Below are 24,877 nucleotides of genomic sequence, written 5' to 3' on the forward strand. Positions count from 1 at the left end.
AGTCACCTCGAGGCTTTGCCCTGACCCGCCGCCTGGTCGAGCCGTAGCGAGGCGCGCCTTGCCTCGTCCGGCCTCGCAATGTGCGTCCAGGAGCCGTCATAGCTGGGCTTGCGCCGCTCGATCCAGGCGCCAAGCCCTTCCCTGAGATCGGCGGTCGGCGCCATGCGGGCGAACTGCTCTGCCTCGACCTGCAACCCTTCGGCGATAGTGAGGTTGATACCGCGCGCCACCGCGGTGAGGATGCCGGCGAGCGCTGCCGGCGAATGCGTGATGATGCGGCGGGCAAGATCGTGCGCCGCCGGCATCAGATCGCTATGCGGCACGACCTGATTGACGAGACCAAGTTCGAGCGCCCGCGGCGGCGGAAACCAGTCGCCCGTCAAAAGCAGTTCGAGCGCGCGCTTGCGCCCAGCGAGCCGCGGCAGACGCTGCGTGCCGCCGAAGGTCGGCGGCATTGCGAGGTTGATCTCCGGCTTGGCGAACAGCGCGCGGTCGCTGGCGATGGCCAGCGGCACGGCCTCGGTGATCTCGCAGCCGCCGCCAAAGGCAATCCCGTTGACCGCGGCGATGACGGGCTTGCGGAAGGCTTCAAGCCTTGCCGTCAGCCGCTGGCCGCGCAGGACGAAGTCGCGCAGCGCCACATCTGCACCGCGAGCCACGCTCGCCGAGAATTCGTGGATATCGCCACCCGCCGAAAACGCCCGCTCCCCTGCTCCGGTGAGGATGACAGCCCGTATGCTGCCATCGACTTCAACGTCGTCGAGGACCGCGAGCAGGCGATCGATCAGGGCATAGTTCAGCGCGTTCAGCTTTTCCGGGCGGTTGAGGGTGAGGACGCTCACCCCGTCACGGGTCTCGTTCAGGACAAGATCGGCCATTGTTCTTCCTTTCCAGATACGACGGAAAGGGATCATGCTTTCGATTGCGTGTATATTCACTAGTTGGTATACATGCTCCATGCCTGAAGCCGCCAGCCCGACCCGCAAACGCATCGTCGATGCCGCGACGAAGCTGTTCTATGCCGAGGGAATCGGTCGTGTCAGCGTCGATGCCGTTGCCGAAAAGGCAGGCCTCACCAAGCGCACGCTTTACTATCACTTCAAGAGCAAGGACGACCTCATCGCCGCCTATCTCGACGGCCGCGACCAGCCCAATCTGCGGCAGATGGCCAGTTGGTTTGATGCCGCGGAGGGCGGCGCGGACCGCAAGGTCGAAGCGATCTTCAGCAATCTGGCGCGGGTTGCGCGCCATCCGAAATGGAAGGGGTGCGGTTTTCTGCGTACGGCCGCGGAACTCGCTTCGATGCCCGGCCATCCGGCGGTGAAGGTCGGATCACGCCACAAGTCGAATTTCGAGACATGGCTGGCGGGTGAATTGTCCCGGTTTGATATTGAGCAGCCGCAAGCCTTGGCCCGCGAGATCGTGCTGCTGATCGACGGCTGCTTTTCGATCATGCTGATCCATCGCAATCCCGACTACATCGAAGCAGCAGGACGAGCCGCTGCCACGCTTGTTGGGGCGAGATGCCGGAACAAGGACTGACCAACCGCGCTTGGAGCGTGGCCGGCAAGCATGGTATCGCAATGCCAGGAGGCGGCGATGCGTGTCATCTTTCGATGTGATCCAATGTTGGTTGAGCATTTGCCGCGCCCGATCCCGGCGCGGGGCGCTCTGCCGGAATGGCTGCGCGCCATGCCCGCCACCGCCTATTCGGCGATCCACGGCCGTGACATTCGCACGCTCAAGCAGTGCCCACCCGTTGTCGATGCGATGACCTATGGCTTCATGGTCCTGCTGCCGTGCGACGTCGTCGTCGACAAGGGCACCTTTTCCTGGGATTGGCAAATTCCAGAACCGGTCACGCAGAACCACCCCAGAGCGCCATTGAGCTTCCACACGCCGGGGCAGCTCGCGGGAAGCCCGTTTGCCACGCCCAGCCAAGCCGCCCTCAAATTCAACAGCTTCTGGACCATCGAGGTCGAGGATGGCTGGTCACTGTTCGCGACACATCCTGTCAATCGCCAGGATCTTCCGTTCAGGCTGGTGACGGGACTTGTGGATTCCGACCGGTTCAGCGACGGCGGCATCAATTTCCCGGCGATCTGGACGGAGCCCGAATTCTCCGGCGTGCTCCGGAAAGGAACTCCTGTCGCACAGTGCTTTGCGGTTCCGCGCGCCGCGCCACAGCTGGAGTACGAGGTGTTCGACGAGAAGCGGCAGGCATCCTATGCGCAGACGGTCGCGGATGTCCTGTCAACGCCCGGCGTCTACCGCAAGCGGTTTCGCGCCAGGCGGGGGCGCACCACTGGCGAGTGATCGACGCAGCGCCTCCTCATCGAGCCACAGCCTGCCGCTCGACGCCGATGTGAGTGCCATGGCGATCACGCCGAACGTGGATGGGCGCAGACGATAGGCCATCGAATACGCCGCCATAGCCCCGTCGAGGTCGCCGGTTTCTTGCAAGACGACGCCCAGATTGACGGCAGCCTCCGGTGCGTCCGGGCTCATCTCAAGCACGCGTCGGTAGGCTTCGGCGGCGCTACCGAATTTGCGCATGTCCTGACGCACCAGTCCGAGGTCGAACCAGGCAGCCCGATGCCCACCGCCGGCGACGGCGCGTTCGAGGAAGGCTTCCGCCTCCAGAGACTCTCCGCGTTCCCACGCAAGATGCCCCAGGCGTGCCATTGCCTCCTTGGATTTCGGCTCCCTTTGCAAGACAAGTGTCCAGCACACACCAGCCGCCGAGGCATCACCTGCCTGATCGAGGGTACGTGCCCGCTCGAGCATGATCTCCGCCTGCGATGATTGCCTTGCCGCGCGGTCCAGATGCTGCAACGCCGCTTCGAGCCTGCCTTGGGCCCGGGCAATCCGGCATGCGAGAATCAAGGCTGGTACATTGTCCGGACGAGCGGCAAGGCTCGCTTCGATGCGCGCACGAGCCTCCGGCAAGTCGGCCCTCGCGAAGAGGACCGCGGCCATCAGATGGCAAAGCGCCGAATCGCCCGGATGCTGCTTTAGGCCCAACTCGCACAGATCCACTGCCTGGTCATGATTGCCGGAATTGAAAGCGGCCACAGCCCGGCGAATCAGATCTCCGCTTTCACCTTGATTGGTGTTCACCATTGCTTTGCCGCTCCCTCTAGAACCCAAGCGCCAACCACGCTGTGCCGACCACGAGCGTGATCAGCGTCAGCGGCAGGCCGACCTTGAAGAAGGCACCGAAGGACAAGGGCGTGCCGGCAGTCTTGGACTGCTCGGCGACGATCAGGTTGGCGACCGAGCCGAGCAGCGTGAAATTGCCGGCGAGCGTGGAACTCATCGCCACCACCAGCCAGGCCCGTTCGGGGGTTTCCAGACCGGGTATGAACGGTCTCAGCGCCAGCACGGCCGGCACATTGCTCATGATGTTGGAAAGCACTGCGGTGAACCCCGACAGGCGCCAGACGTCGTCCAGGCCGAGATTCTTGGCCGAAGCGATGAGATCAGGCGTCAGCAGCGTCCTCTCAGCGCCGGCGACGACCACGAACAGACCGGCAAACATGAACAGCAGCGGCCCATCGATCTCACGGTAGATGCGATCCGGCTTGATGGCGCGGGTGAGCAGAAGAATGGCGCCGCCGATCAATGCGGCCTTGGCAACGGGGACGCCGGCGAAGAAGGCGATGGCCAGCCCGATGCAGACGACAACTGCCTTGAGCACCTGCCCTCGATGCATGCGGCCGCGCGAGACATGCGGCGTCAATTCGGCGGTGCGGGTGAATTCGGCGCGATAGACGATGCGCACGATGACGATGACCGCGACGAGGCCGAACAGGGCGACCGGCGCGAGTGCCGCCGAAAAGGCGGGATAGGAGATGCCCGACAGCGCGCCGATGACCATGTTCTGCGGATTGCCGGTGATGGTCGCGACGCTACCGCAGTTCGACGCGGTGGCGGTAGCGATCAGATAGGGGACCGGGTTGCGGTTGATGACGCGGGTGACATGGACGACGATCGGCGCCATGACCAGGCAGATGGCGTCGTTGACCAGGAAGGCCGACAGCACGCCGGTCAGCAGCGTCACCATCACCAGCAGCATGAACGGCGCATGCGCGTGTTCGATGGCGATGGCGCCCAGGCCGCGAAAGGCGCCTGATACCTTTAGGTGCGCCACCACGATCATCATGCCGAGCAGAAGCGTGATGGTGTCGAAGTTGATGGCGCGGTAGGCATCCTCCATGCTGATCGCGCCAATGGCGATCATCGCGGCGCCGCCGAGCAGCGCAATGCCCGCGCGGTCGAGACGCAGGCCGGGGATGCGGCCGATGGCGACGCCGGCATAGGTCAGGACCAGGATCAGCAGTGCGGCGGCACCCGTGAATGTCATCGGTGGGAAGCCCCGCTCGATCTGGTGGCACCGATGCGGTCCGACCGTTGGTTCTTTTGCATGTCAGCTTTAGCGATGTCGAGATTGATGACAACGGGTTGGGCAAACTGTCGTTCCGGGCGGTATCGCTACCGTCGATAGAAATCCAGCCGTTGTCGCAATGCCTGCGGCGAAAACAGTCGCTCAACGGTCTGCCGCGCCTTGTGGCCCACCCTCACCCGCAGTGCCGGATCGGCTTTGAGCTCGGCCAGGATTTGCGCGGCCTGCTGCGTCGTCTCGAAAAGAAAACCGTTCTCGCCGTGGCTGATATGGTCGGCGTAGCCGCCATGCGAATGGCAGACCACCGGCAAACCGCAGGCCATCGCCTCGAACACCACGCGGCCGAACGTCTCCACATGCGAACCGGTACGGTAGTAAAACACGTCGAGCGTCGGCAGGAATTGCTCGGCGGCAAACTGGCCCTGCGGCAGGAGTTCGAGTTGCGGATGCGGCGCGAGCCTGTCCTTGAGCGGCATGCCGCCCTGGATCCGCACCGCGGCGCCATCGGCCAGCAATGCCTCGTAGAGCGCCACATCGTCGGCATGATGCTTGTCCGCCGTATCGCGGCTCAGCCGCCCCACCGTGAACGGCCGATCCGGCCTTGCCGGCCGTGGTGAGAAACGTTCGATATCGATCGGTGACGGATGCACGACGCCTTCGACCTGCAGCATGCGCTTCTGAAAATCGGAGATCAGCACCAGTTCGGCGTCAGGCCAGCCCAACAGGCGTGGTATGCCGGTCGTCAGCCCGATGATCTTCGGATGAAAGGTGTTGAAGACATAGATCAGCCGGCGCGGCCGCCGGATCAGGTAGGGCCAGATCTTGTTGCGCCAGTGCGCGCCGAGGAAGACATAGGTACCGCCGTCCGGCACGTCACGCTTTACCGGTGAGACGCGGCGAATCGGAAATTGCCGCATCAGTTCGTCGGAGACGCGCGAAGAGGTTGCCCACAGACGCACCTGTTGGTCGGCACTCAACAGCCGGTACAGGTCCAGGGTTTCGCGCTCGCTGCCGCCGAACGGGTTCTGAAAGCCGTTGAACAAATGGATCATGGTAGCCGCGCTTGCCTGGCCTTGCCCGGGGCCGTCCCGTCACCCGTTCACCGGCACCGAAGAGGTCGTGGCTGCACCGGCGGCCCTGATGATCGATGAAATCAAGAAAGCAGGAATGTCTGTGGCGATGCCCCGTACATCACCTCGGCCGGAGGAAGCACACCGACAAGAAGGCGTCAAGGAAGCGACCGACATCAGCCTTCACTGCCGGAAGGCTACGGTCAATGCACCGTGGTGGCGCTGGGCTGAGACACCAGGGCGGCTTCCGCCGGGTCGAAGCTGACCTGGTCGCGCCCATTCGACTTGGCGGCATAGAGCCGTCTGTCGGCGGCGGAGAATATCGCCTCATAGGTCGTCGGCCCGCTGAAGCTGGTGCCGCCGATCGAGACGGAAAGCGGACAGGCGCGACCGTCGGGCGAAAAGTCCATTTCGCGAATCCGTCGGCGGATGCCTTCGGCAACCAGCCAGGATTGCGAGGGGTCGACACCGGGAAGAAACACGCCAAACTCCTCGCCGCCGATACGGCCGACGATATCGCTGCCGCGCAACTGTCCCTTGATCGCCTGGGCGATCAGTTTGAGCGCCTGGTCGCCGCAGTCATGGCCGAGGCGGTCATTGATCGACTTGAAATGGTCGGCGTCGATGATCAGCAGAGCGCCAGAGCGGGTATCCTCCTGCTTGCGGGTCTGCTCGAGATAGGCCTCGACCAGCATCGAGAAGGCACCGCGGTTCAGCACCGCCGTCAGGCTGTCGGTCGCCGCGATGACGCTGAGGTCACGCTGGGCTATGGCCAGCTGGCGGATCTTCCACATGAGGAAAAACAGAAACGACCCGCCCAGCACCAGGGGCAGCATCAGGTCCGTCATTTGTGCCCGCCAGACGGCCTCGGGCGAGAGATAGGGGAAATTGAACGAATCGACGAAAAACGCCACGGCAATGAAGAATGCCGTGCCGGCAGCGGTGACAGCGACCACCCTGCCCCAGCTGGTCGGCGACAGGTCGAGCTTCATCCCATTTCACTCCGTTAGCCGCCTCTACTATGACGTGCCAACGCAAACAAAATGATAAGACTTTCCTTTCAATTCGAGATCAGGGAGCCGGGGCACGCTCGCTGGACGGCGTGCTCCGGCGATAAAAGCAAGCTCGTTCACTGAATTTTGCGCTAATGCGGAGAAATCCCGAACGTCAGCGGCTGGACGCCGATTCACCCGCCTCGACGACGAACGATGCCGCGATCAGGTCGTCAGCATCCAGTCGTAGGGACCCGTCGCTTGCCCCCATGATGGCTGCGACCTTGTGGAAGGTCTTCATCTCATAATCGGAAATTTCGGCATGCTGCATTCTGGCCTTGAGTTCAGCAATACGCCGCCCCAAGGCAGGGGACGTTCCAATTTCACGTTTCGACATGGCCTCGTTTTCTCCTCCCCCAACCCGCGCTTGTTTTGCCCCGCCCATTCGCCGGCCCGCACATTGCCTTTTATGAGGCTCCGCGAATACAAGGCCCCGAACGCTCGGTGTGCGCTAAGGTTCCAACCTCGGCGGATCACGAAATAATTCCTGATGGCCCCAGGCAGCGTTGCTCTATTGGCCGGCCGCCAGCACCAGTGTCGTAATAGAGTTGCGCGCCTCAACCCGCTCCAGACATCGATCCGGAATGTTCGGCCACGTCGCGGCGGCGCATTCCTTGTCGGTGACGGCAACGGGTTGGCCGTACTGCACGTCGGCCGCTTCAGTCGCTGTGGATGCGAAAAGAACCGTCTGCGTTATCAGAGCCGAGAAAACGGCAACCTGGAACAGCACGGCGGCGAAGGCGATCTTCTTGAGCATGCGAGGCAACGCGCCGGCAAGCGTCAGGTTCCCGCCGGTCATTTCTTGCGGCGCAGACTGGCATCATGGCGACGCGGCAGAGGGTAAGCCGACACGCCTTTAACAGAGCAGAAATAATCTCTTAAAATCAATTATTTAATGGCGATCCCGACAGGATTCGAACCTGTGACCATCGGCTTAGAAGGCCGGTGCTCTATCCAGCTGAGCTACGGGACCGCTGGCCGGCCAAAGAGGCCGGCTGGGTATCTGGCGCTGGCGCCGTTCAATGCGTCCAGGGCGTCCTGCGGTCATAGCGGAAATTCTCCGCATAGGAAATCTGGCGGCGCTTGGTCTCTTTCGGCTCCTCGACGCGAAAGGCAAGGCCTTCCTTTTCGGCGTAGGCCACGGCCTCTTCGCGTGTGTCGAAGGTGAGTCTGATCTGGCTTCTCATGTCTCCCGAGGTCGTATAGCCCATCAAGGGATCGATCTTCTTGCGCATCTCGGGGTCGAATTCTAACACCCAGTGGCCGGTCTTGGCCTTGCCGGACTGCATCGCGGTTTTGGCTGGGCTGAAAATGCGCGCGGACATGGCCACCTCATGGTTGTGCAAGGCAGCATCGCCGCCCCTTCGCCCGTCATTACTGCGCAATGCGCATGGCGGCAAGGTTTTTGCACTTGCCATGTAACACCGAAATGAATAGGCAACAGACCGTTCGGAGTGTAGCGCAGGCTGGTAGCGCATCTGGTTTGGGACCAGAGGGTCGGGAGTTCGAATCTCTCCACTCCGACCATCCTCTTGAAAATGCAGCATTGGCGTGGCCGCATGGCCATCTTGCGCCGCCCCGGTCGCGGGCCCTTGCTGCGACGGTTTTCCGGTGCGAGTCTGAGACCGGAGCGCTTCGAATGGCAGCCAATGACAGGCCGGTGATCACCCGGAAAGGCCAGGAGAGCAGCAAGACCAGCCAGTCCGGCGGCATGGCGCTGGTGACCGACGTTGGGCCGCAGCATACCTCGGCAACGAAATTGTAGTTTGGCAAGGCCAGCAACGCGCCGGCTTCAGATCGCCGCCGCCGGGCTGCGTCCATCACTCGGATCGAGGGGCGCAATATGCCGCGCGCCTCTATCGCAATCTTCTCGCCGAGCACGATCTTATTGGATCGATGGGTCGGCGCGGCAATCCCTACGATAATGCCAAAGCGGAGAGCTTCATGAAGACGATGAAGGTCGAAGCCATCTATCCGATGGCCTATGAAACCTTCACCGACGTCGCTGAGGACCTTCCCCGCTTCATTGATGAGGTCTACAACACCCGCCGATTGCATTCAGCGCTCGGCTATCTCAGCCCGCAACAGTTCGAAGACCAACACGCCCGGAAGATGATTCTTAGAGAAGGGTTGATCCCAGTATCCGGGTTTCACTATTTCAAGCTCGCATCCGTCGACATTGCCGGCTTACACTCCCGCAAAACGGGGGTAGCCGATGCTTGGGATCGATGCGGGGGTGTCGCTGTTCGGACCGGCTTATTTTGCTTATGCGGGCGTGACGGTTCCATTCATGGTGGCGTGGGCGGTCGCTTGTGCGGCGCTGGCGGCATGGAACAATCGTGAGAGCCGCAGGCAGGCCAGGCTGTCTCCGGGCACGCTCGCCTCCCGTTCCTGGCCTGTCAGTATCGGGATTTTTGTGCTGGTCGCAGCCTGCTACGTCGCCGCTCATTCGGCTGTCTATCTGCTGGTCCGGCATTTCGTCAGAATGTGGCTCTGAGATTGGCCAGGCTTGCTCCGCATGGACCATTGAATGGTCCATCTCAATAGTTTCGATGATTGAAGCGATGCGTGTCGCATGCCCGCTGCCGCGGTGGGGGCGATCGCTCGATACACCTGAAGGCAAGCTCGCCGGGCGAGAACCCCAAACTCATTCCCGGCGAGCCTACAACCTGATTTGGAACGCAATCAGGACCGGGGTCAGCCGGCAAGCTGGTGCAGCAAGATAGATGCCAGTCCTGTTTCCCAAAATGGGACACGCCTGGGTTCACCGGTCGTTTGAGATCTAAATCTCGAACGCTCCCTGCCCCTCGTCCATGGCGTTGACCGTTTCGGCGGCAAGCGCCCGGGTGATCGGCATCTTGCGCTCGAGTGCGGTGCGGTCCAGCCGCTCCACCACGCGCATGGCTGTGCCGAGCGAGCGTTCGATGCGCCGGACCAGATATTGCACGACATGCGGTTCGACCTCGACCTGGCGGTCGGCGAACAGTTTGGTGATGACACCAGCCAGCAGAAGATCGTCGGGCTCGTGGATTTCGACGGTTGCCGCCGCCTTCAGCCGCGAGGCCAGATCGGGCAGCGAAACACCCCAGGCCGAGGGAAAACGCCGCGCGGTCAACAGCAGCGTCGAGCCGGCGCCACGCACCGCATTGATCAGATGGAATAGGCCTTGTTCGTCGACCGCGCCCGCATCGACATCGTCGATGAGCGCCGGCCGCGCACCGAGACTGGCAATGCTGTCGCCGATGCGCCCGGCGTCGACGGCAACCGCTTTGGCACGCGCACGCCAGATGGCGGCCAGATGCGTCTTGCCGGAGCCGGCGGGGCCGGCCAGCACCACCACCGGTGAAGGCCAGTCCGGCCAGCGGTCGACCAGGGCCGCCGCCTGATTGTTGGTGCCGGAGACGACGAGTTCGTCGCGGGAATAGCCGGTGCCGTGGCCGAGATCGAGCGGCAGCTGGCGCGGCGGATCGGTTCGCTGGGCGGTCACTTCGAGCGACGCGGTTGCGTGCGGTGGCCGCCGCCGCGATCGGCCGGCAGCGGCGGCGCGGACTCTGTCGCGTGGCCCTTGTAGAGCGGCGATTCAAGATAGCGGGCGATGGCAAAGCGCACGAGAACGGCAACGGCGGCGGAAGCCGGCACGGCAATCAGCAGGCCGACAAAACCGAAAAGCGCGCCGAAGGCGAACAGCGCGAACATCAGCCATACCGGATGCAGGCCGACGCTTTTGCCGACCAGCCTGGGCTGCAGGATGTTGCCTTCGATGAACTGGCCGATGAAGAAGACCACGGCAACCGCGACGATCATGGTCCAATCCGGCCAGAACTGGACGAAAGCGACGCCGACGGCCAGCACCAGCCCGGTCAGTGAGCCGACATAGGGAATGAAAGAGATCAGCCCGGCGAACAGGCCGATCAGGATGGCGAAGTTCAGCCCAGTCAGCGTCAGGCCGGTTGCATACATGGCGCCCAGCACCAGGCAGAGCGTGCCCTGGCCGCGCACGAAGCCGGCGGTCGCCGTGTTGATGTCGCGCGCAATGGCGCGCACGGTCGCGACATTGTCGCGCGGCACCCAGCTGTCGATGACCGCGACCATACGATCCCAGTCGAGCAGCATGTAGAAGGCGACGACAGGTGTCACCACGAACAGGCTGACCACCGAAACCAGCGCCACGCCCGAACTCCAGATCGAGGTGAAGACCGTGGTGAGCAAGCCGAAACCGGAAGTCAGCAAAGAATTCAGCCCGTCGCGCAAGCCATTGGCGTTGACGCCGAATTTCTGCTCCAGCCATTTCGGGTCAAAGGAGGTGATCAGGCTCTGCAACCGGGTCAGATATTCCGGCAGCTTGCCGGCGAAATCGGCCATCTGCGTCGCCAGGACCGGAATGAGGATGACGAAGGCCAGCACCAGCAGAATGAGGAAGGTGATGAGGATGACCACCGTCGCCATGAAACGCGACAGGCCGAGCCGCTGCAGCCTGTCGGCAACCGGATCGAGGAAATAGGCCAGCACCATGCCGGCGACGAAGGGCAGCAGGATGTTGCTGAAGACATAGAGGAACAGCGCAAGTCCGGCGACGCCGGCCAGCCAGAAGAAGATCTGCCGGCGGAACGCGGAGGCCGCGGCAAGATCAGCAGCTGCAGCCTCGATCACTGCCGCGTCTTTCTCAGATGTCCGGATTGGAGCCTTCGCCATAGCCGCTCATATGCCTCAGCCAAGCCACGAGATAGGCTGCGGCCGAAGCCACGGTCAAGACCCCGGACAGCAATATGAGGCTTGGCCGCAAAGGGTCGAGGTGCACGGCAAAGGCCAGTTCCCCCAGCACGACCGCCGCCAGCACGATCTGGATGGCGGTGTTGGCCTTCGACACCAGAAACGGCTTTATCTCGACCGGATGGGCCATCACCGTGGACAACAGAACCGCGCAGATGATCAGTGCATCACGCGACACCATGGTGACGACCAGCCACAACGGCAAATGCCCAATGAAGCCCATGACGACGAACACCGAAACCAAAAGCAGCTTGTCGGCCATCGGATCGAGATAGGCGCCGAGCCTGGACTGCTGGTTGAAACGGCGGGCGATGAAACCGTCGACGCCGTCCGAGACGCCGGCAATGACGAAGCCGGCAAAGGCCCAGTCCCAGCGTGCCTGCAGCATGGCCAGCACCACGGCAGGCACCAGGACAAGGCGCAGGATGGTGATCAGGTTGGGGATGGTCAAATGCTCAGCCGTCCTCTCAGGTCAGGGATAGATGATGGAGATGGAGAGGCGCCGCAAGCTCCGTGCCGCGCAATTCGGCTGTCACGGTGTTCGCCGCGAATGTCGGAAAATGCTATCCACGCTTTTGTCAGGCCAAAAGGCGCTCGGTTCCGCCGTTATCCTTGCGGACCGAAACCGTTCATGCGAAGAGCCCGCAAACGAGCAGGAAAATTGCGATGAGCAAGCGCGAAACTGGCCAGAACAAAACGGGCAAGCGCAGGAACGGGCTCACCTATGCCGAGGCGGGCGTCGATATCGATGCCGGCAATCTCATGGTTGAGAAGATCAAGCCGCTGGTGCGTGCCACGCGCCGGCCGGGTGCCGATGGCGAGATCGGTGGTTTCGGCGGGCTGTTCGACCTCAAGGCTGCCGGCTTCAGCGATCCCGTGCTGGTCGCCGCCAATGACGGTGTCGGCACCAAGCTCAAGATCGCCATCGATGCCGGCAAGCACGACACGATCGGCATCGACCTTGTCGCCATGTGCGTCAACGACATCGTCGTGCAGGGCGCCGAACCGTTGTTCTTCCTCGACTATTTCGCCACCGGCAAGCTCGACCCCGATCAGGGCGCGGCGATCGTCGGTGGTATGGCCGAGGGCTGCCGGCAGGCCGGCTGTGCGCTGATCGGCGGCGAGACGGCGGAAATGCCGGGCATGTATCACGGCAAGGATTATGACCTCGCCGGCTTTGCCGTGGGCGCGGCCGAACGCGGCCAGCTTTTGCCCACGGACGACATCGTCGAAGGCGACGTGCTTTTGGGCCTCGCTTCCTCGGGCCTACACTCGAACGGTTTTTCGCTGGTGCGCCGCATCGTCGCCGCCAGCGGCCTTTCGTGGAGCGATCCGGCGCCATTCAACGACGACGCGACACTGGCCGAGGCGCTGCTCGAACCGACCCGCATCTACGTCAAGTCGATCCTCAAGGCCATCCGCAACACGCATGGCATCAAGGCGCTGGCGCACATCACCGGCGGCGGTTTTCCTGAAAATATTCCGCGCGTGCTGCCCAAGGATTTTTCGGCCGAACTAGACCTCGAGGCCATCGACGTCCCGGCGGTGTTCTCGTGGCTGGCCAAGACCGGCGGCGTGGCGCCCGAAGAGATGATGCGCACCTTCAATTGCGGCATCGGCATGATCCTGGCGGTCGCTTCCGGCCAGGCGGCGCAGGTCGCCGCCGTGCTGCAGGAAGCCGGCGAGACGGTGACGCCGATCGGCCGCATCGTGCCGCGCCGCGACGCCGGCGTCATCTATCGGGGCTCGATCGGCCTATGAGCAGGAAACGTACAGTCGTCCTGATCTCGGGGCGCGGCTCCAACATGACCGCGCTGATCGCCGCCGCCAGCGACCCGGCCTTTCCGGCCGAGATCGTCGGCGTCATTTCCGACAAGGCTGATGCCGCCGGCCTCGGCATCGCCAAGGCGCGCGGCATCGCCACGCAAGTCATTGCCCGCGCCGACCATGGCAGCAAGCAGGCGCATGACGCCGCGATCGACGCGGCGCTCACCGCCTTCAATGCCGAGATCGTGGCGCTGGCCGGCTACATGCGCATCCTCTCTTCCGGCTTCGTCCAGAAATGGCAGGGCCGGATGATCAACATCCACCCTGCCCTGCTGCCGGCATTCAAGGGCCTCGACACCCATGCGCGAGCGCTGGCCGCCGGCCTGCGCATCCATGGCTGCACCGTGCATTTCGTCACGTCGGAGATGGACGACGGGCCGATCATCGCCCAGGCCGCCGTGCCGGTGATGGTCGGCGACAATGCCGATACGCTGGCTGCCCGTGTGCTGAAGGCCGAGCACCGGCTCTATCCGCTGGCGCTCGGGCTGGTCGCCGAAGGCAAGGCACGCATGGAGGCCGGGCGCACGGTACTTGCCCACTTCGCCGACGATGCCGACAACGGCACCTCGGTGGTGATGGCGCCAGATCCGCTGCGCGAGGAAGCCGACCTCGAGCATCTGGCGCGGATTACGCCCTGAGGGCCCAGGCCAATGGACGTTTTCGACAGTGCGATCCGGACGAAAGGCGACCTGGCCGGAGTCTTTGAGTATGACGAGGCCGGAGACCCGCGAAACGCCACTGCGTATTTTTACCTCTATCGAGCACAAGGCGACGAGTCAGGCTCCGTCGTTGATACAATTCACATACGATCGGGCGCCTGGGCCATCAGCGGATCGGATATCGTTGTCCGGTGGGATAAGGATGAGCGGCGTGTCGGGTTGTTCATCTTCGGTGCCCTTTCCGCAGCTTTCGATACGAAAGCCGGCACAAAGCACGGCGGCGGATATGGCAAAGACTTTCATGCCGACATCCCCTGGTCGGACTCAAATCGATGAAACAACTACTCCTGCTACGCCACGCCAAATCGAGCTGGGACGACCCTGACCTCGACGACTTCGACCGGCCGCTCGCGCAACGTGGATTGAAGGCGGCCCAATTGATCGGGCGAGAGCTTGCAGCGCGCGACTGGCTGCCGGATCAGGTTCTGGTGTCGTCGGCGCTGCGCACCCGCGACACTTGGCGGCTGGTCGCCGCGGAACTGCCGGCGCACCCCCGGGTCGTGTTTGCCGAAGCGCTTTACGAGGCTTCGGCGGCCGATATTCTGAGCCAGATTCGTCTGGTCGAGCCGTCGAGCGGTTGTCTGGCGGTGGTCGGCCATAATCCGGGCCTGGAGGATCTTGCAAAACAGCTTGCCGGCCCAGGCTCGGAGACCAAAGCACGCAGGAGGCTCGAGGAAAAGTTCCCGACAGCGGCCCTCGCGCGCTTTGTCTTCGATGGCGACTGGTCTGGCCTGTCGTCCGGGCGGCTGACGCATTGCCTGCGGCCTAAGGACCTGAGCTAGACGTTTCATGACGGGCGGATGCAGCAGGCAAGCCCGTCGCGCTCCTCAGTTGCCCCAGATACCCTGGCCGGGTTCCGGCCAGTCGGTGGTGGTCTTCATCCTGGTGTCGGCTGCCTTGTGCCCGGCCGTGTCCGTGTTCTTGACCGCGCCGGTGACGGCATGATCCACGCCGGCGACCGAGGCTACCGGCTGATTGGCATTGTCGGAGCCATAATGGTCGCTGCCGGCAAAGGCGCTGCCGGTCGCAACGAGGATAGAGGCAATGGCGAAAGCGATCTTGTTCATTTCAATCTCCTGTTTCATCCGTTAAGCGGCGTCTTGGGAGGACGGTTCCGCTAGAGCATGATGCCGAAAAAGTGCGAAGCGGTTCTCGGACACATCATGCTCTATCTCTTTGATTTAGAGGCAGATTCAGATTTCAGGTCGGTTCGACCTGAAATCATCCGGCTCTAGGGATAAGACCCGAGGCTGTCCGATTTTATTCCTGGAGGTGGAGGCTTTTTCTGCCGGTTGAGACGACCGGCTGATCAAACCGTTGGCCGCCGGTGCCTGCCCTGTTGCGCAAAAAACAAGAGCAGTGGGCCAAGCCCACCGCTCTTTGTTATCAAGGCCTGCTGCGCGGGCAGCGGCCCAGGTGCTGCGGCCCTGTTGAGCGTTGGCTTAGTTGCCCCAGATGCCCTGGCCGGATTCCGGCTGGACTGAATCGGGCGTCAGCTTGAAGCCGTGGTGCTCGACCGGCTTGCGGGTCGAAGCCGTGTAGCTGTGGTCGATGTCGCTGGCGTGCGAGGTGATGGCCGGCTGGTTGACGTTGTCCGAACCATAATGGTCGCTGCCGGCGAAGGCGGTGCCCGTGGCAACGAGGATGGCGGCGGCGGTAAGTGCGATCTTGGTCATTTTAGGTACTCCAGTATTTCTCTGTTCTGTCCGTCTAGTGGCGTGCCCTTGGGAGGAATTTCGCGTCGCTCGGACAGGTCGGAAGTGGGTTTTTCGTTCGTCGACTTCCAATCACGAAGATGTTCCATCACGCGGCGAATCCAGACCTTGAACTTCCGCCAGGAGGTCAGGCAAGAAGGATTTTATTTATTAATATCATATGGTTATATGGAAACATCCAGCGAACGATGCGGCGATCCACCCAGCCGGCATCAATCATCCGCTCACGGTTCGTCAACATAACTTGAACCGACCGGTTCGATTTCGATCAGCACACCCGCGTGAACGTCTGGGCGCACCACGTCGTTCGACATGCCAGGCGGTAAGTTGCCAACCCGACCGGCAGACATCTGTCCCTGCGCACAAAAACAAGAGCGGCGGGCTAAGCCCACCGCTCTTTGTCGTCTTCCGGGATTGAAGGAATTAACGGCCCCAGATGCCCTGGCCCGACTGAACCCGTACGTTGGCATTGGCGTCGCCCTGTGCCTTCACGGACTTCGCGATCGAACCGGTATGCGTGGTATCGACGTTGGCGGACGACTGGCTGGCAGCCGGCTGGTTGACATTGTTGGAACCGTAGTTGTCGCTGCCGGCAAAAGCGGTGCCGGTGGCAACGAGGATGGCGGCGACGGTAAGAGCGATCTTGGTCATTTTAAGTACTCCGGTATTTGTCTTCCTGTCCGTCTGGTGGCGTGCCCTTGGGAGGATTTTCGCGTCGCTCGGACCACCCCGAAGTAGGGAATGCTTTTTAGGATTTCCAGCCGCGTCGGCTTTGAAGAATTTCATTATATTATAGACAATGCATGCTGCACCGCAGCAATCTCGAAGCGATTTACGAAGCAATTTCAGTCTATTAAGCTCATCACCTCCAACGGAACCAGCGTGCTTTTGGAGATCATTGTTCACTGTTTGCGATACAATCCGTCAATCAGAACCGAACCGTTCGGTTTGATTTCAGATAGAAATTGGCCGACCTGAACCTGTAACGATCTGCTGTTGCCGCGAGCCTAGATCGCATTTGTCTTGCTTTGGGATCGATACTGTCGCTCATTCAACGGAGATCAGGGATGCCGTGGCCGATCACGCCCAAGGCGATCCGCAGGGAAATGGGATCCGGACTGCCATAGATATGCGACTGCTGCTTGTTGAGGACAATCACGAACTGGCCGACTGGTTAGGCAAGACCTTGCGCCAGGCGAATTATGTCGTCGACATCGTCCATGAGGGCGAGGATGTCGAGCATGCGTTGGCCGCTGGCGACCACGCGCTTGTCATCCTCGACCTGGCGCTGCCGCGCATGAGCGGCCTGGAGGTGCTGCGCATGCTGCGGGCGCGCGGCAACCGGGTGCCGGTGATCGTGCTGACTGCCAATGCCAGCCTCGACGGTCGGGTCAAGGGGCTCAATGAAGGCGCCGACGACTATCTGGCCAAGCCATTCCAGGTCGAGGAGCTCGAGGCGCGCATCCGGGCGCAGCTGCGACGCGCCAATGACCGGACCGCGCCTGTCGTTGCCTGCGGCGATCTCGTCTTCGACACCAACACACGGCTGTTTTCGCTGGCCGGCGAGACACTGGCGCTGACGCCGCGCGAACATGCGGTGCTGGAGCAATTGATGGTCAAGGCCGGGCGTACGGTGAGCAAGGCAGCGCTTTCGGCGGCGATCTACGACTTCGAGACAGACGCCGACCCCAGCGCCATCGAGATCTATGTGCACCGTGTGCGCAAGAAGCTCGAGGGGTCGCGGGTCCAGATCGCCACCTTGCGTGGCCTCGGCTATCTCTTGCGACATGAGGATTAACAGTCTCCGCTTGCAACTGCTGGCCTGGGTGGTCTTGCCGCTCGTTGGGCTGGTCACCATCAATCTGTGGACCAGCCATCGCAACGCGCTGGCAACCGCGGATCTGGTCACCGATCGCATGCTGATGGGCTCGGCCCGGGCTATTGCCGAACGTGTCGCCGTGACTGACGGCGTGCTCGACGCGACAATACCACCGGCGGCGCTCGAGATGTTCGACACCGGCGACCGCGACAGCGTCTACTACCATGTCAAGGCCCGTGGAGGGCGGCTGCTGACCGGCTATCCCGATCTGCCGGAGGCGGTGAAGTATCCCGGCACCGAGGCAAGCTATCGGGACCATCTGCTGAGATTGCTTACTTACAGCCATACGGTGGTCGGCGCCGGAGACGACTCGCCGATATCAGTTACCGTTGGCGTCACGCTTGCCGGACATGATGCCATGGTGCGGCGTCTCTGGTTTGGCGCCTTTGCCCAGCAGCTGGCACTGGTGGCGATTGCCGGCCTGTTCGTTCTGCTCGGCCTGCATCGCGGCCTTGCACCGTTGATCCGGTTGCGCGACGCGGTGCGCTCGCCAAGTCGCAGCGATCTCGACCCGGTCGAGGTGCCAGGTGCGCAAAGCGAGATCCGCCCGCTGATCGATGCGCTCAACGTCTATATGGAGCGCGTGCGGGCGCAGATGGCAGCCCAGCGCCGCTTCATCGCCAACGCCGCGCACCAGCTGCGCACGCCGCTGGCGCTGCTGTCGACGCAAGCGAGCTACGCGCTGCGCGAAACTGTCCCCGACGCACGCCAGGAGGCGCTGGTGGCGCTGCAGACAAGCTCCGGCAAGCTCGCGCGGTTGGCAGAACAGTTGCTCACCCTGTCGCGAGCGGAACCGGGCAGCCGGCGACCGCGCGCCGACCGCATCGACCTGACCGAAGCGGCCCGACACGTGCTGGAGGCGCAAGCGCCGCTGGCAATCAGTCGCAACATCGATCTCGGCCTTGAGGAGGCCGGCCCTGTGCCGGTCATCGGCGACGGCACCATGCTGCGCGAGATGATCGTCAACCTCGTCGACAACGCGCTGCGCTACTCCAGATCAGGCGGCAGCGTCACGGTGAGGCTGGCAGCCGTCGATGGCGAAGCCATGCTGACGGTCTCCGACGACGGTCCGGGCATCCCTGTGGACGAAAGAGACCATGTGTTCGAGCGCTTCTACCGCATCGCCGGTTCGACCGAGGAAGGCAGCGGGCTCGGGCTCGCCATCGTGCGCGAGGTCGTCGAAAATGCCGCCGGCCGCGTCACCCTGCGGGATGGCGCGGCCGGCGGTCTGGTGGTCGAGGTCAGGCTGCCACTGGCAGGCAGCTGAAGTATTTCGCCGCTCACTGCGTCTCGTGCAATGGCTGGGGGCGCCATTTTGCGAGGCGGTTCTCGACCATCGTCATCAGATACTCGGCACCAAGCGCCACCACCATGACGATGACGATCGCGGCATACATGCCGGCGGCGTCGAAGGACCCTTTGGCGATATTGATCAGGAGGCCGATGCCGAAGCGCGCGCCGACGAACTCGCCGACGATCGCGCCGATGATGGCAAAGCCGAAGCTGACATGCAGGCTGGCAAAGATCCAACTCATCGCCGAAGGGACGATCACCGAGCGGGTCAGTTGCCAGTTGGATGCGCCGAGGATGCGGGCATTGGCGATCATTGCCCTGTCGGCCTCCCGCACGCCCTGGAAGGCATTGTGGAAGACGACAAAGAAAACCATCACGAAGGCAAGCGCCACTTTCGAGGCGAGGCCGAGGCCGAGGATCATGATGAAGATCGGCGCCAGAACCACGCGCGGAATGGAATTGATGACCTTGATATAGATCGAGAAAATGTCGGCGGCCATCCGGTTGCGGCCGAGCGCGACACCGATGATGATACCAGCGACCGAGCCGGTCGCGAAGCCGATGACCGACTCCTCCATGGTGACATAGAGATGATACCAGAGAGGCCCCTCGGACGTTCCTTCCGTCGTCCATTCATAGAGCCGCTGCGCGATCGCGCTCGGCATTGCGTAGAAGAACGGATCGATCCAGGCCTTGCGCGCGGCGACTTCCCAAAGGCCGAGAAAGGCAACGAGAATGGCGACCCGCCAGAACATCACGGTGCGGCGGCGATGCGTTGCCGCCTTCGCGGCGGCGGCTTCGATTTCGGCGTCTGATGTGCCAGGCTTGAAGGCCCCTGCTCTGATGTCGATGGCGGCATCGGTCATGGCTTTCCTCCTCAGGCTGCCGCACGCGCATAGCTGGTCTCGACCTCTTCCTTGAGGTCGGCCCAGATCGTGCGCGAGTAATTGATGAAGCTCTGTTCGTAGCGGATATCGGCGACGACGCGCGGGCGCGGCAGATCAATCGTGTAGAACGATTTTACCGTGGCTGGCCCGGCGGTCAGGACATAGACCTTGTCGGCGAGCGCAATCGCCTCCTCGAGGTCGTGTGTGACGAATACCACGGAGGCCTTGGCGTCGGACCACAGACGCAGCAACTCCTCGTGCATCAGCACGCGTGTCTGTACGTCAAGCGCTGAAAACGGCTCGTCCATGAGCAGGATCTCCGGGCCGTTTATGAAGGTCTGGGCGAGCGCCACGCGCTTGCGCATACCGCCGGAAAGCTGGTGCGGATAGTGGTGCTCGAAACGCGACAGGCCGACGCGCGCCAGCCAATCACGTGCGGCGGCCGTGGCATCCGACTTAGCCCTGCCGCGAAAGAGCGGGCCGGCCATCACGTTCTCGATCACGGTTCGCCAGGGGAACAAAGCATCGCTCTGGAAGACAAAGCCGATGCGAGGGTCTATCCCCTTGACCGGCGCGCCCATGACACGAACCTCGCCGGCACTTGGGCTTGCCAATCCAGTGACCAGGTTGAGAGTGGTGGATTTACCGCAACCGGTCGGGCCGACGACGGCGACGAATTCGCCGCGCTCTACGGTCATGGTGAAATCACGCAGTGCCGTCAGCGATTTGCCGGTGGGCGAGAGGAAGCGACGGCTGACATTGATCAGCTCAATCGCTGGTGTGGTCTTTTCAGGGGCCATGGTGGAACTCCGGGTTCGAGCGGACGCCAGCCGTCAGCCAAGGCCGACGGACGTCAAGAACTGACGATTGCCGGCGCGATGTCTCGCATCGCGCCGGCTCGCTGTGCTACTTGGCGTTCTTGACGAATTCGGAGGTGTAGGTCTTGGAGAGGTCGATCTGCTTGCCCTGCAGTTCCTTCTTGAAGGCTGAAAGAACCGTCAGCACCGTCTCCGGGCCCCCTTCGGGCATTATCCCGTCGGGGGTGAACATCGCCTTGCCGGCATCGAGGGCCTTCACATAGCCTTCCTTGTCGCCGACATAGTAGTCCTTCGGCATCTTTTCGGCGATCTCGGCGCCGCTATGCGTGTTGATGAACTTCTGCGTCTTGACGAAGGCATTGGCCAGCTTCTGCACGATGTCCTTATGCGCTTCGACCCAGTCGGTCTGCATATAGAGGGAGGCGGCCGGGTAAGTGCCGCCGAGCGCGGCCTTGGTGCCCTCCATCGTGCGCATGTCGATAAGAACGGTCGCTTCGCCGGTCTTCAGCAACCGGGTGATTGTCGGCTCGGTCGTCATGCCTGCCTGGATCTTGTCCTGCTGCATGGCGGCGATGAAGGTAGTGCCAGCGCCAACCGGAACCGAGGTGAAATCGCCCAGCTTCAAGCCGTTCTTGACGGCGAGATATTCCGTAAGAAAATTCGTCGATGAACCCAGACCGGTCACGCCCAGGCTTTTTCCCTTGAAGTCGGCGGGTGATTTGATCTCGGGATGCTTGGTCGAAACAAGCTCGACTTCGCCAGGTGCCTGGCTGAACTGGACAACGGATTCGACGAACTTGCCCTTGGCCTGCAGATCGATGCAGTGATCGTAGAAGCCGACAACCCCTTGCACGGCTCCGGCAAGCATCTCGTTTTCGGCATCGACGCCGGCCGGTTCATTCAGCAGCTCGACGTCAAGGCCCTCGTCCTTGAAGTAACCGAGCGCTTCGGTCAGCTTGGCGGGCAGATAGATCTGTTTCTCGTAGCCGCCGACCATGATGGAGATTTTTTCTTCGGCGTGTGCGGACGGCGCTGACAAGGCCATGGTGGCGACGAGTGCGGTTGTGGCGGCTGAATCAAGCAGAATTCGCGTGAGCGACATGGCCTCTTCCCTTTGTTCGTTTACCGCGCCCCTCTCTCTCCCATCGCTTTTGCACGACAATATGGGGGCGCCAAACAACAAGTTATGGCACCAACCTTTCATCCAGCTTTCAAGGAAAAGCTGAAATCAAAGCTCACGGATTGGTAAGCCGCCGCTTGCCCGCCACCACAGGGCAACATGCCGGGACGACGTGCGCCTCATCAATCGTTCAGCCTCAGCACGTCACGCATATCATATTCGCCAGGCGGGCGTCCCGATACCCAGAGTGCCGCGGCAATGGCGCCACGCGCGAACATGATGCGGTCGCCGGCGGAATGCGACAAGGTAACAAGCTCGCCCTCGGCACAGAAGCTGACGCTGTGCTCGCCGATGATGCTGCCGCCGCGCGTCACCGCGAACCCGATCTCACCCGTGGGACGCGCGCCGGTGACCCCGTCGCGGACGCGCCTTGCAACGGCATCCAGTTCGACGCCGCGTCCACCAGCAACAGCCTGTCCCAGCATCAGCGCGGTGCCCGACGGCGCATCGATCTTGTGGCGATGATGCGCCTCGAAAATCTCGGCATCCCAGTCATCGGCATCGAGTGCTCTGGCCGCCTGCTCGACCAGCCCGACCAGCATGTTGAGCCCAAGCGAAAAGCTGCCGGAGCGGACGATGGGAATCGTTTTCGCGGCATCGGCAATATCAGCCAGTTCGGCGGCATCGAAACCGGTGGACCCGATCACCAAAGCCGGTCCATCGCGCTTGGCACAGAAGCTCGCCAGATCGGCGGAGGTGGCCGGCGTGGTGAAATCGATCACCACATCGGCCATGGCAAGCGCCTCGTCGCGGGTCACCAGCCCGTCACCGACACTGCCTGGCCGATGGAAGCGGGCCGTAAGCGCCAGCCGTGGATCGGCCTGCACGGCCTCCGCCATCTGGCGGCCCATGCGCCCCAGCGCGCCGGCGATGGCGATCCTGATCGGCGGCTGCGCCATGATTTCAGCTATTTCCACATGCCGCGCATGCGCGCGCCGATGTCGACGCGCACCTCCGGCCGGGGCGCCCTGCCCTCAGCCGCTTGCGCGCCCGGCCACGACATCTGCTGGAACGCGCCAAGGATCGAGGCCGGGATGAAACGGGTGCGCGAGGCATAGAGATGGCGGTCGCCGCGTGCGGCCTGGCCGTGCGGAAAGAAGCGTTGCGGCATGACGAGGTTGAGGCTGTCCTTGGCTCGCGTCATCGCCACGTAGAGCAGCCGGCGCTCCTCCTCTATGTCTTCCTTGGTGCCGACACCGAGATCAGCCGGGATGCAGCCATCGACGGCGTTGAGCACGAAAACATTCTTCCACTCCTGGCCCTTGGCCGAGTGGATGGTCGACAGGATCAGATAGTCCTCGTCGCGATGCGGCGGCCCGGCCTGGTCGCTGGTCGCATCCGGCGGATCGAGCGTCAGCTCCGTCAGGAAGCGTTCGCGCGAGGCGTAACCCGAGCCGATCTGCTCGAGCTGCAACAGATCGGCGCGGCGCGTAATGACATCCTCATGGATGCGCTCCAGATGCGGCTCGTACCAGAGCCTGACCTGTTCGAGGTCGGCCGGCCATTTGGCGCCGGCCCGCAGGCCGGAATAGAGCGAGACAAAGGCTGGCCAGTCATCGGCCGCGCGTTGCGGCGGCCGCCAGCCGGCCAGCCCCATCGCCTCGTCCAGCGCCGACGTCATTGTCTCGACGATCTGTCCTGCGGCCGAAGGGCCGATGCCCGGCATCAGCTGCAGCACACGAAAACCAGCGACGCGGTCGCGCGGGTTTTCGGCAAAACGCAGCACCGCCAGCACGTCCTTGACATGGGCGGCATCGAGGAATTTCAGCCCGCCAAACTTGACGAAAGGAATGTTGCGCCGCGTCAGCTCGATCTCCAGCGGCCCGCTGTGGTGCGAGGCGCGAAACAGCACCGCTTGCGATTTCAGCGCCGTACCGGCCTCGCGCTCGGCCAGGATCGTATCGCAGACGAAGTTGGCCTGCTCGACCTCGTCGCGCACGGTCACCAGCCTTGGCTTGTCGGCGGATTTGCGTTCCGACCAGAGATTCTTGGTGAAGCGCTCCGAGGCCTCGCCGATCACCGCATTGGCGGCCGCCAGAATGGTTTCTGTCGAGCGGTAATTGCGCTCCAGCATCACCACATCGGCGGCCTGGGCGAACTGTTTGGGAAAATCAAGGATGTTGCGCACCTCGGCGGCGCGGAACGAATAGATCGACTGCGCATCGTCGCCAACCACCGTCAGCCCGGCGCCGTCGGGTTTCAGCGCCATCAGGATAGAGGCCTGCAGCCGGTTGGTGTCCTGGTATTCGTCGACCAGCACATGGTCGAAACGCCCACCCAGATGCGCCGCAATTTCCGGCTCGGCCGCCATCTGCGCCCAGTAGAGCAGCAGATCATCGTAATCGAGCACATTCTGCGCCTGCTTGGCCTCGACATAGCCGGCGAACAGCTGCTTGAGCTGATCGGCCCAACCGGCACACCAAGGGAAGGCGGATCCCAGCACTTCGCCGAGCGGCGCCTGCGCGTTGACGGCACGCGAATAGATGGCAAGGCAGGTGCCCTTGGTCGGAAAGCGCGCCTCGGTCTTGGAGAAGCCAAGCTCGTGGCGCACGAGATTCATCAGGTCGGCCGAATCCTCACGATCGTGGATGGTGAAGGCCGGATCGAGGCCGATCTCCAGCGCATAGTCGCGCAACAGCCGCGCGCCGATGCCGTGAAACGTGCCGGCCCAGGTCAGCGCATCGGTGATCACGGCGGCGTCACGGCCAAGCACCTCGCCGGCGATACGCTCGACGCGCTTGGCCATTTCGGAGGCGGCGCGCCGCGAAAAAGTCATCAGCAGGATGCGGCGCGGGTCGGCACCCCTAACGATCAGATGAGCGACGCGATGCGCCAGCGTGTTGGTCTTGCCCGAGCCGGCGCCGGCAATGACCAGCAGCGGCCCGGCGATCCTGCCGTCGCCATGCTCTACGGCCTGGCGCTGGGCGTCGTTCAGCCGGGCGAGATAAGCGGGCTGGGCAGTCGATTCCACAAAGGTCGAATCATGGGCGACGAGGTTCATCGCCCATCAAGCATCGTTTCCGCTTTGTTCGCAATACACAAGCGGCACGAGGAATTAGCGCCGGGGATCGACACCCATGGCCGCCGATTGGCGGCGCAGAGCCTCGCGGTCGCTTCTCGATGCAGGCAGCAACAGGGGATCGATGTCGCCGGGCACGTCATCGATCATCTTGCGCGCGAGGCGGTAAGCGAGAAAGGCAAAGGTGCCTGCCAGAAGCAAACGGATCATGCTGCGGTCCTCCTCTAATAGAGATCAACCGCA

The 24,877-nt window shown here is 62.7% G+C and carries 30 protein-coding genes and 2 tRNA genes; 11 read left to right on the top strand and 21 right to left on the bottom strand.

Annotated features, from left to right (window positions below; genetic code table 11):
* Positions 1–2 precede the first annotated feature (2 nt).
* Positions 3–878 (bottom strand): crotonase/enoyl-CoA hydratase family protein, encoded by an 876-nt coding sequence (locus AC04SF_RS22055; protein ID WP_488479512.1) that lies wholly within the window; start codon positions 876–878, stop codon positions 3–5.
* A gap of 79 nt (positions 879–957) precedes the next feature.
* On the opposite strand from AC04SF_RS22055, the gene AC04SF_RS22060 reads away from it, so the two are divergent.
* Both AC04SF_RS22060 and AC04SF_RS22065 read left to right on the top strand, forming a co-directional pair.
* Positions 958–1,542: a TetR/AcrR family transcriptional regulator gene (locus tag AC04SF_RS22060; RefSeq protein ID WP_488479513.1), complete on the top strand. Its 585-nt coding sequence runs from the start codon at positions 958–960 to the stop codon at positions 1,540–1,542.
* Between the two features lie 84 nt (positions 1,543–1,626).
* On the top strand, positions 1,627–2,316 hold the full coding sequence (locus AC04SF_RS22065) for a hypothetical protein (RefSeq protein WP_488479514.1): 690 nt from the start codon (positions 1,627–1,629) through the stop codon (positions 2,314–2,316).
* Here AC04SF_RS22065 and AC04SF_RS22070 read toward each other — a convergent pair.
* From AC04SF_RS22070 to AC04SF_RS22105, 8 genes are all read right to left on the bottom strand, one after another.
* Complete coding sequence (locus AC04SF_RS22070; protein WP_488479515.1) at positions 2,254–3,123, bottom strand: tetratricopeptide repeat protein; 870 nt, start codon at positions 3,121–3,123, stop codon at positions 2,254–2,256. The two genes, AC04SF_RS22065 and AC04SF_RS22070, sit on opposite strands and share 63 nt — an antisense overlap.
* A gap of 16 nt (positions 3,124–3,139) precedes the next feature.
* Positions 3,140–4,366 carry an anion transporter gene (locus AC04SF_RS22075; RefSeq protein WP_488479516.1) on the bottom strand — a complete coding sequence of 409 codons (1,227 nt, stop codon included), beginning with the start codon at positions 4,364–4,366 and terminating at the stop codon, positions 3,140–3,142.
* A 128-nt stretch (positions 4,367–4,494) separates the two neighbouring features.
* On the bottom strand, positions 4,495–5,457 hold the full coding sequence (locus tag AC04SF_RS22080) for a glycosyltransferase family 4 protein (RefSeq protein WP_488479517.1): 963 nt from the start codon (positions 5,455–5,457) through the stop codon (positions 4,495–4,497).
* Between the two features lie 221 nt (positions 5,458–5,678).
* Positions 5,679–6,467 carry a GGDEF domain-containing protein gene (locus AC04SF_RS22085; protein ID WP_488479518.1) on the bottom strand — a complete coding sequence of 263 codons (789 nt, stop codon included), beginning with the start codon at positions 6,465–6,467 and terminating at the stop codon, positions 5,679–5,681.
* A gap of 175 nt (positions 6,468–6,642) precedes the next feature.
* Complete coding sequence (locus AC04SF_RS22090; RefSeq protein WP_096459099.1) at positions 6,643–6,864, bottom strand: hypothetical protein; 222 nt, start codon at positions 6,862–6,864, stop codon at positions 6,643–6,645.
* Between the two features lie 174 nt (positions 6,865–7,038).
* Positions 7,039–7,284, bottom strand: coding sequence for a hypothetical protein (locus AC04SF_RS22095; protein WP_488479519.1), 246 nt, complete (start codon positions 7,282–7,284; stop codon positions 7,039–7,041).
* A 139-nt stretch (positions 7,285–7,423) separates the two neighbouring features.
* Positions 7,424–7,500: transfer RNA gene (locus AC04SF_RS22100), tRNA-Arg, on the bottom strand.
* Between the two features lie 46 nt (positions 7,501–7,546).
* On the bottom strand, positions 7,547–7,852 hold the full coding sequence (locus AC04SF_RS22105; protein WP_015318428.1) for an ETC complex I subunit: 306 nt from the start codon (positions 7,850–7,852) through the stop codon (positions 7,547–7,549).
* A 125-nt stretch (positions 7,853–7,977) separates the two neighbouring features.
* On the opposite strand from AC04SF_RS22105, the gene AC04SF_RS22110 reads away from it, so the two are divergent.
* From AC04SF_RS22110 to AC04SF_RS22120, 3 genes are all read left to right on the top strand, one after another.
* Positions 7,978–8,054, top strand: a tRNA-Pro gene (locus tag AC04SF_RS22110).
* Between the two features lie 112 nt (positions 8,055–8,166).
* Complete coding sequence (locus AC04SF_RS22115) at positions 8,167–8,292, top strand: hypothetical protein (RefSeq protein WP_488479520.1); 126 nt, start codon at positions 8,167–8,169, stop codon at positions 8,290–8,292.
* Positions 8,293–8,423: 131 nt separating this feature from the next.
* Positions 8,424–8,870, top strand: coding sequence for an integrase core domain-containing protein (locus AC04SF_RS22120; protein ID WP_488479521.1), 447 nt, complete (start codon positions 8,424–8,426; stop codon positions 8,868–8,870).
* Between the two features lie 439 nt (positions 8,871–9,309).
* Here AC04SF_RS22120 and hdaA read toward each other — a convergent pair whose 3' ends face one another.
* Genes hdaA through AC04SF_RS22135 form a run of 3 tightly spaced genes read right to left on the bottom strand, consistent with a single transcriptional unit; the run spans position 9,310 to position 11,748 of the window.
* Positions 9,310–10,014 (bottom strand): DnaA regulatory inactivator HdaA, encoded by a 705-nt coding sequence (gene hdaA, locus AC04SF_RS22125; RefSeq protein ID WP_488479522.1) that lies wholly within the window; start codon positions 10,012–10,014, stop codon positions 9,310–9,312.
* Positions 10,011–11,219, bottom strand: coding sequence for an AI-2E family transporter (locus AC04SF_RS22130; RefSeq protein ID WP_096456604.1), 1,209 nt, complete (start codon positions 11,217–11,219; stop codon positions 10,011–10,013). The genes hdaA and AC04SF_RS22130 overlap by 4 nt, the downstream gene beginning before the upstream one ends.
* Positions 11,191–11,748 carry a CDP-alcohol phosphatidyltransferase family protein gene (locus tag AC04SF_RS22135; RefSeq protein WP_488479523.1) on the bottom strand — a complete coding sequence of 186 codons (558 nt, stop codon included), beginning with the start codon at positions 11,746–11,748 and terminating at the stop codon, positions 11,191–11,193. Before AC04SF_RS22135 ends, AC04SF_RS22130 begins: the two co-directional genes overlap by 29 nt.
* Positions 11,749–11,963: 215 nt before the next feature.
* Here AC04SF_RS22135 and purM point away from each other — a divergent pair, with 215 nt between their 5' ends.
* Genes purM through AC04SF_RS22155 form a run of 4 tightly spaced genes read left to right on the top strand, consistent with a single transcriptional unit; the run spans position 11,964 to position 14,625 of the window.
* Positions 11,964–13,058, top strand: a complete 1,095-nt coding sequence (gene purM / locus AC04SF_RS22140) for a phosphoribosylformylglycinamidine cyclo-ligase (RefSeq protein ID WP_488479524.1) — start codon at positions 11,964–11,966, stop codon at positions 13,056–13,058.
* Positions 13,055–13,762: a phosphoribosylglycinamide formyltransferase gene (gene purN / locus AC04SF_RS22145; RefSeq protein ID WP_096456598.1), complete on the top strand. Its 708-nt coding sequence runs from the start codon at positions 13,055–13,057 to the stop codon at positions 13,760–13,762. The genes purM and purN overlap by 4 nt, the downstream gene beginning before the upstream one ends.
* 12 nt (positions 13,763–13,774) lie before the next feature.
* Positions 13,775–14,119, top strand: coding sequence for a hypothetical protein (locus AC04SF_RS22150; protein WP_488479525.1), 345 nt, complete (start codon positions 13,775–13,777; stop codon positions 14,117–14,119).
* Entirely contained in the window at positions 14,116–14,625 is a 510-nt protein-coding gene (locus AC04SF_RS22155) for a SixA phosphatase family protein (protein ID WP_488479526.1), read from the top strand. The genes AC04SF_RS22150 and AC04SF_RS22155 overlap by 4 nt, the downstream gene beginning before the upstream one ends.
* 45 nt (positions 14,626–14,670) lie before the next feature.
* On the opposite strand, the gene AC04SF_RS22160 is transcribed toward AC04SF_RS22155, so the two are convergent.
* The 3 genes from AC04SF_RS22160 to AC04SF_RS22170 form a co-directional block, all read right to left on the bottom strand.
* Positions 14,671–14,910 carry a DUF680 domain-containing protein gene (locus AC04SF_RS22160; protein ID WP_096456592.1) on the bottom strand — a complete coding sequence of 80 codons (240 nt, stop codon included), beginning with the start codon at positions 14,908–14,910 and terminating at the stop codon, positions 14,671–14,673.
* Positions 14,911–15,285: 375 nt separating this feature from the next.
* The gene (locus tag AC04SF_RS22165) at positions 15,286–15,519 is read right to left on the bottom strand and encodes a DUF680 domain-containing protein (RefSeq protein ID WP_488479527.1); all 234 of its coding nucleotides are present in this window, start codon (positions 15,517–15,519) and stop codon (positions 15,286–15,288) included.
* 462 nt (positions 15,520–15,981) lie between these two features.
* Positions 15,982–16,209 (bottom strand): DUF680 domain-containing protein, encoded by a 228-nt coding sequence (locus AC04SF_RS22170; RefSeq protein ID WP_488479528.1) that lies wholly within the window; start codon positions 16,207–16,209, stop codon positions 15,982–15,984.
* A 478-nt stretch (positions 16,210–16,687) separates the two neighbouring features.
* Here AC04SF_RS22170 and AC04SF_RS22175 point away from each other — a divergent pair, with 478 nt between their 5' ends.
* Both AC04SF_RS22175 and AC04SF_RS22180 read left to right on the top strand, forming a co-directional pair.
* Complete coding sequence (locus AC04SF_RS22175) at positions 16,688–17,356, top strand: response regulator (protein WP_096456586.1); 669 nt, start codon at positions 16,688–16,690, stop codon at positions 17,354–17,356.
* Positions 17,346–18,704, top strand: a complete 1,359-nt coding sequence (locus AC04SF_RS22180; protein ID WP_488479529.1) for a sensor histidine kinase — start codon at positions 17,346–17,348, stop codon at positions 18,702–18,704. Before AC04SF_RS22175 ends, AC04SF_RS22180 begins: the two co-directional genes overlap by 11 nt.
* 13 nt (positions 18,705–18,717) lie before the next feature.
* Here AC04SF_RS22180 and AC04SF_RS22185 read toward each other — a convergent pair whose 3' ends face one another.
* The 6 genes from AC04SF_RS22185 to AC04SF_RS22210 form a co-directional block, all read right to left on the bottom strand.
* Positions 18,718–19,596 (bottom strand): ABC transporter permease, encoded by an 879-nt coding sequence (locus AC04SF_RS22185; RefSeq protein WP_488479530.1) that lies wholly within the window; start codon positions 19,594–19,596, stop codon positions 18,718–18,720.
* An 11-nt stretch (positions 19,597–19,607) separates the two neighbouring features.
* Positions 19,608–20,417, bottom strand: coding sequence for an ABC transporter ATP-binding protein (locus tag AC04SF_RS22190; protein ID WP_488479531.1), 810 nt, complete (start codon positions 20,415–20,417; stop codon positions 19,608–19,610).
* 106 nt (positions 20,418–20,523) lie between these two features.
* The gene (locus tag AC04SF_RS22195) at positions 20,524–21,480 is read right to left on the bottom strand and encodes an ABC transporter substrate-binding protein (RefSeq protein ID WP_488479733.1); all 957 of its coding nucleotides are present in this window, start codon (positions 21,478–21,480) and stop codon (positions 20,524–20,526) included.
* Between the two features lie 257 nt (positions 21,481–21,737).
* The gene (dapB, locus tag AC04SF_RS22200) at positions 21,738–22,514 is read right to left on the bottom strand and encodes a 4-hydroxy-tetrahydrodipicolinate reductase (protein ID WP_488479532.1); all 777 of its coding nucleotides are present in this window, start codon (positions 22,512–22,514) and stop codon (positions 21,738–21,740) included.
* Between the two features lie 8 nt (positions 22,515–22,522).
* Positions 22,523–24,616, bottom strand: coding sequence for an ATP-dependent helicase (locus AC04SF_RS22205; protein WP_488479533.1), 2,094 nt, complete (start codon positions 24,614–24,616; stop codon positions 22,523–22,525).
* Positions 24,617–24,670: 54 nt separating this feature from the next.
* Complete coding sequence (locus tag AC04SF_RS22210) at positions 24,671–24,844, bottom strand: hypothetical protein (protein ID WP_202350694.1); 174 nt, start codon at positions 24,842–24,844, stop codon at positions 24,671–24,673.
* Positions 24,845–24,877 lie beyond the last annotated feature (33 nt).

This window comes from Mesorhizobium sp. CNPSo 4671 (genome assembly GCF_057784245.1).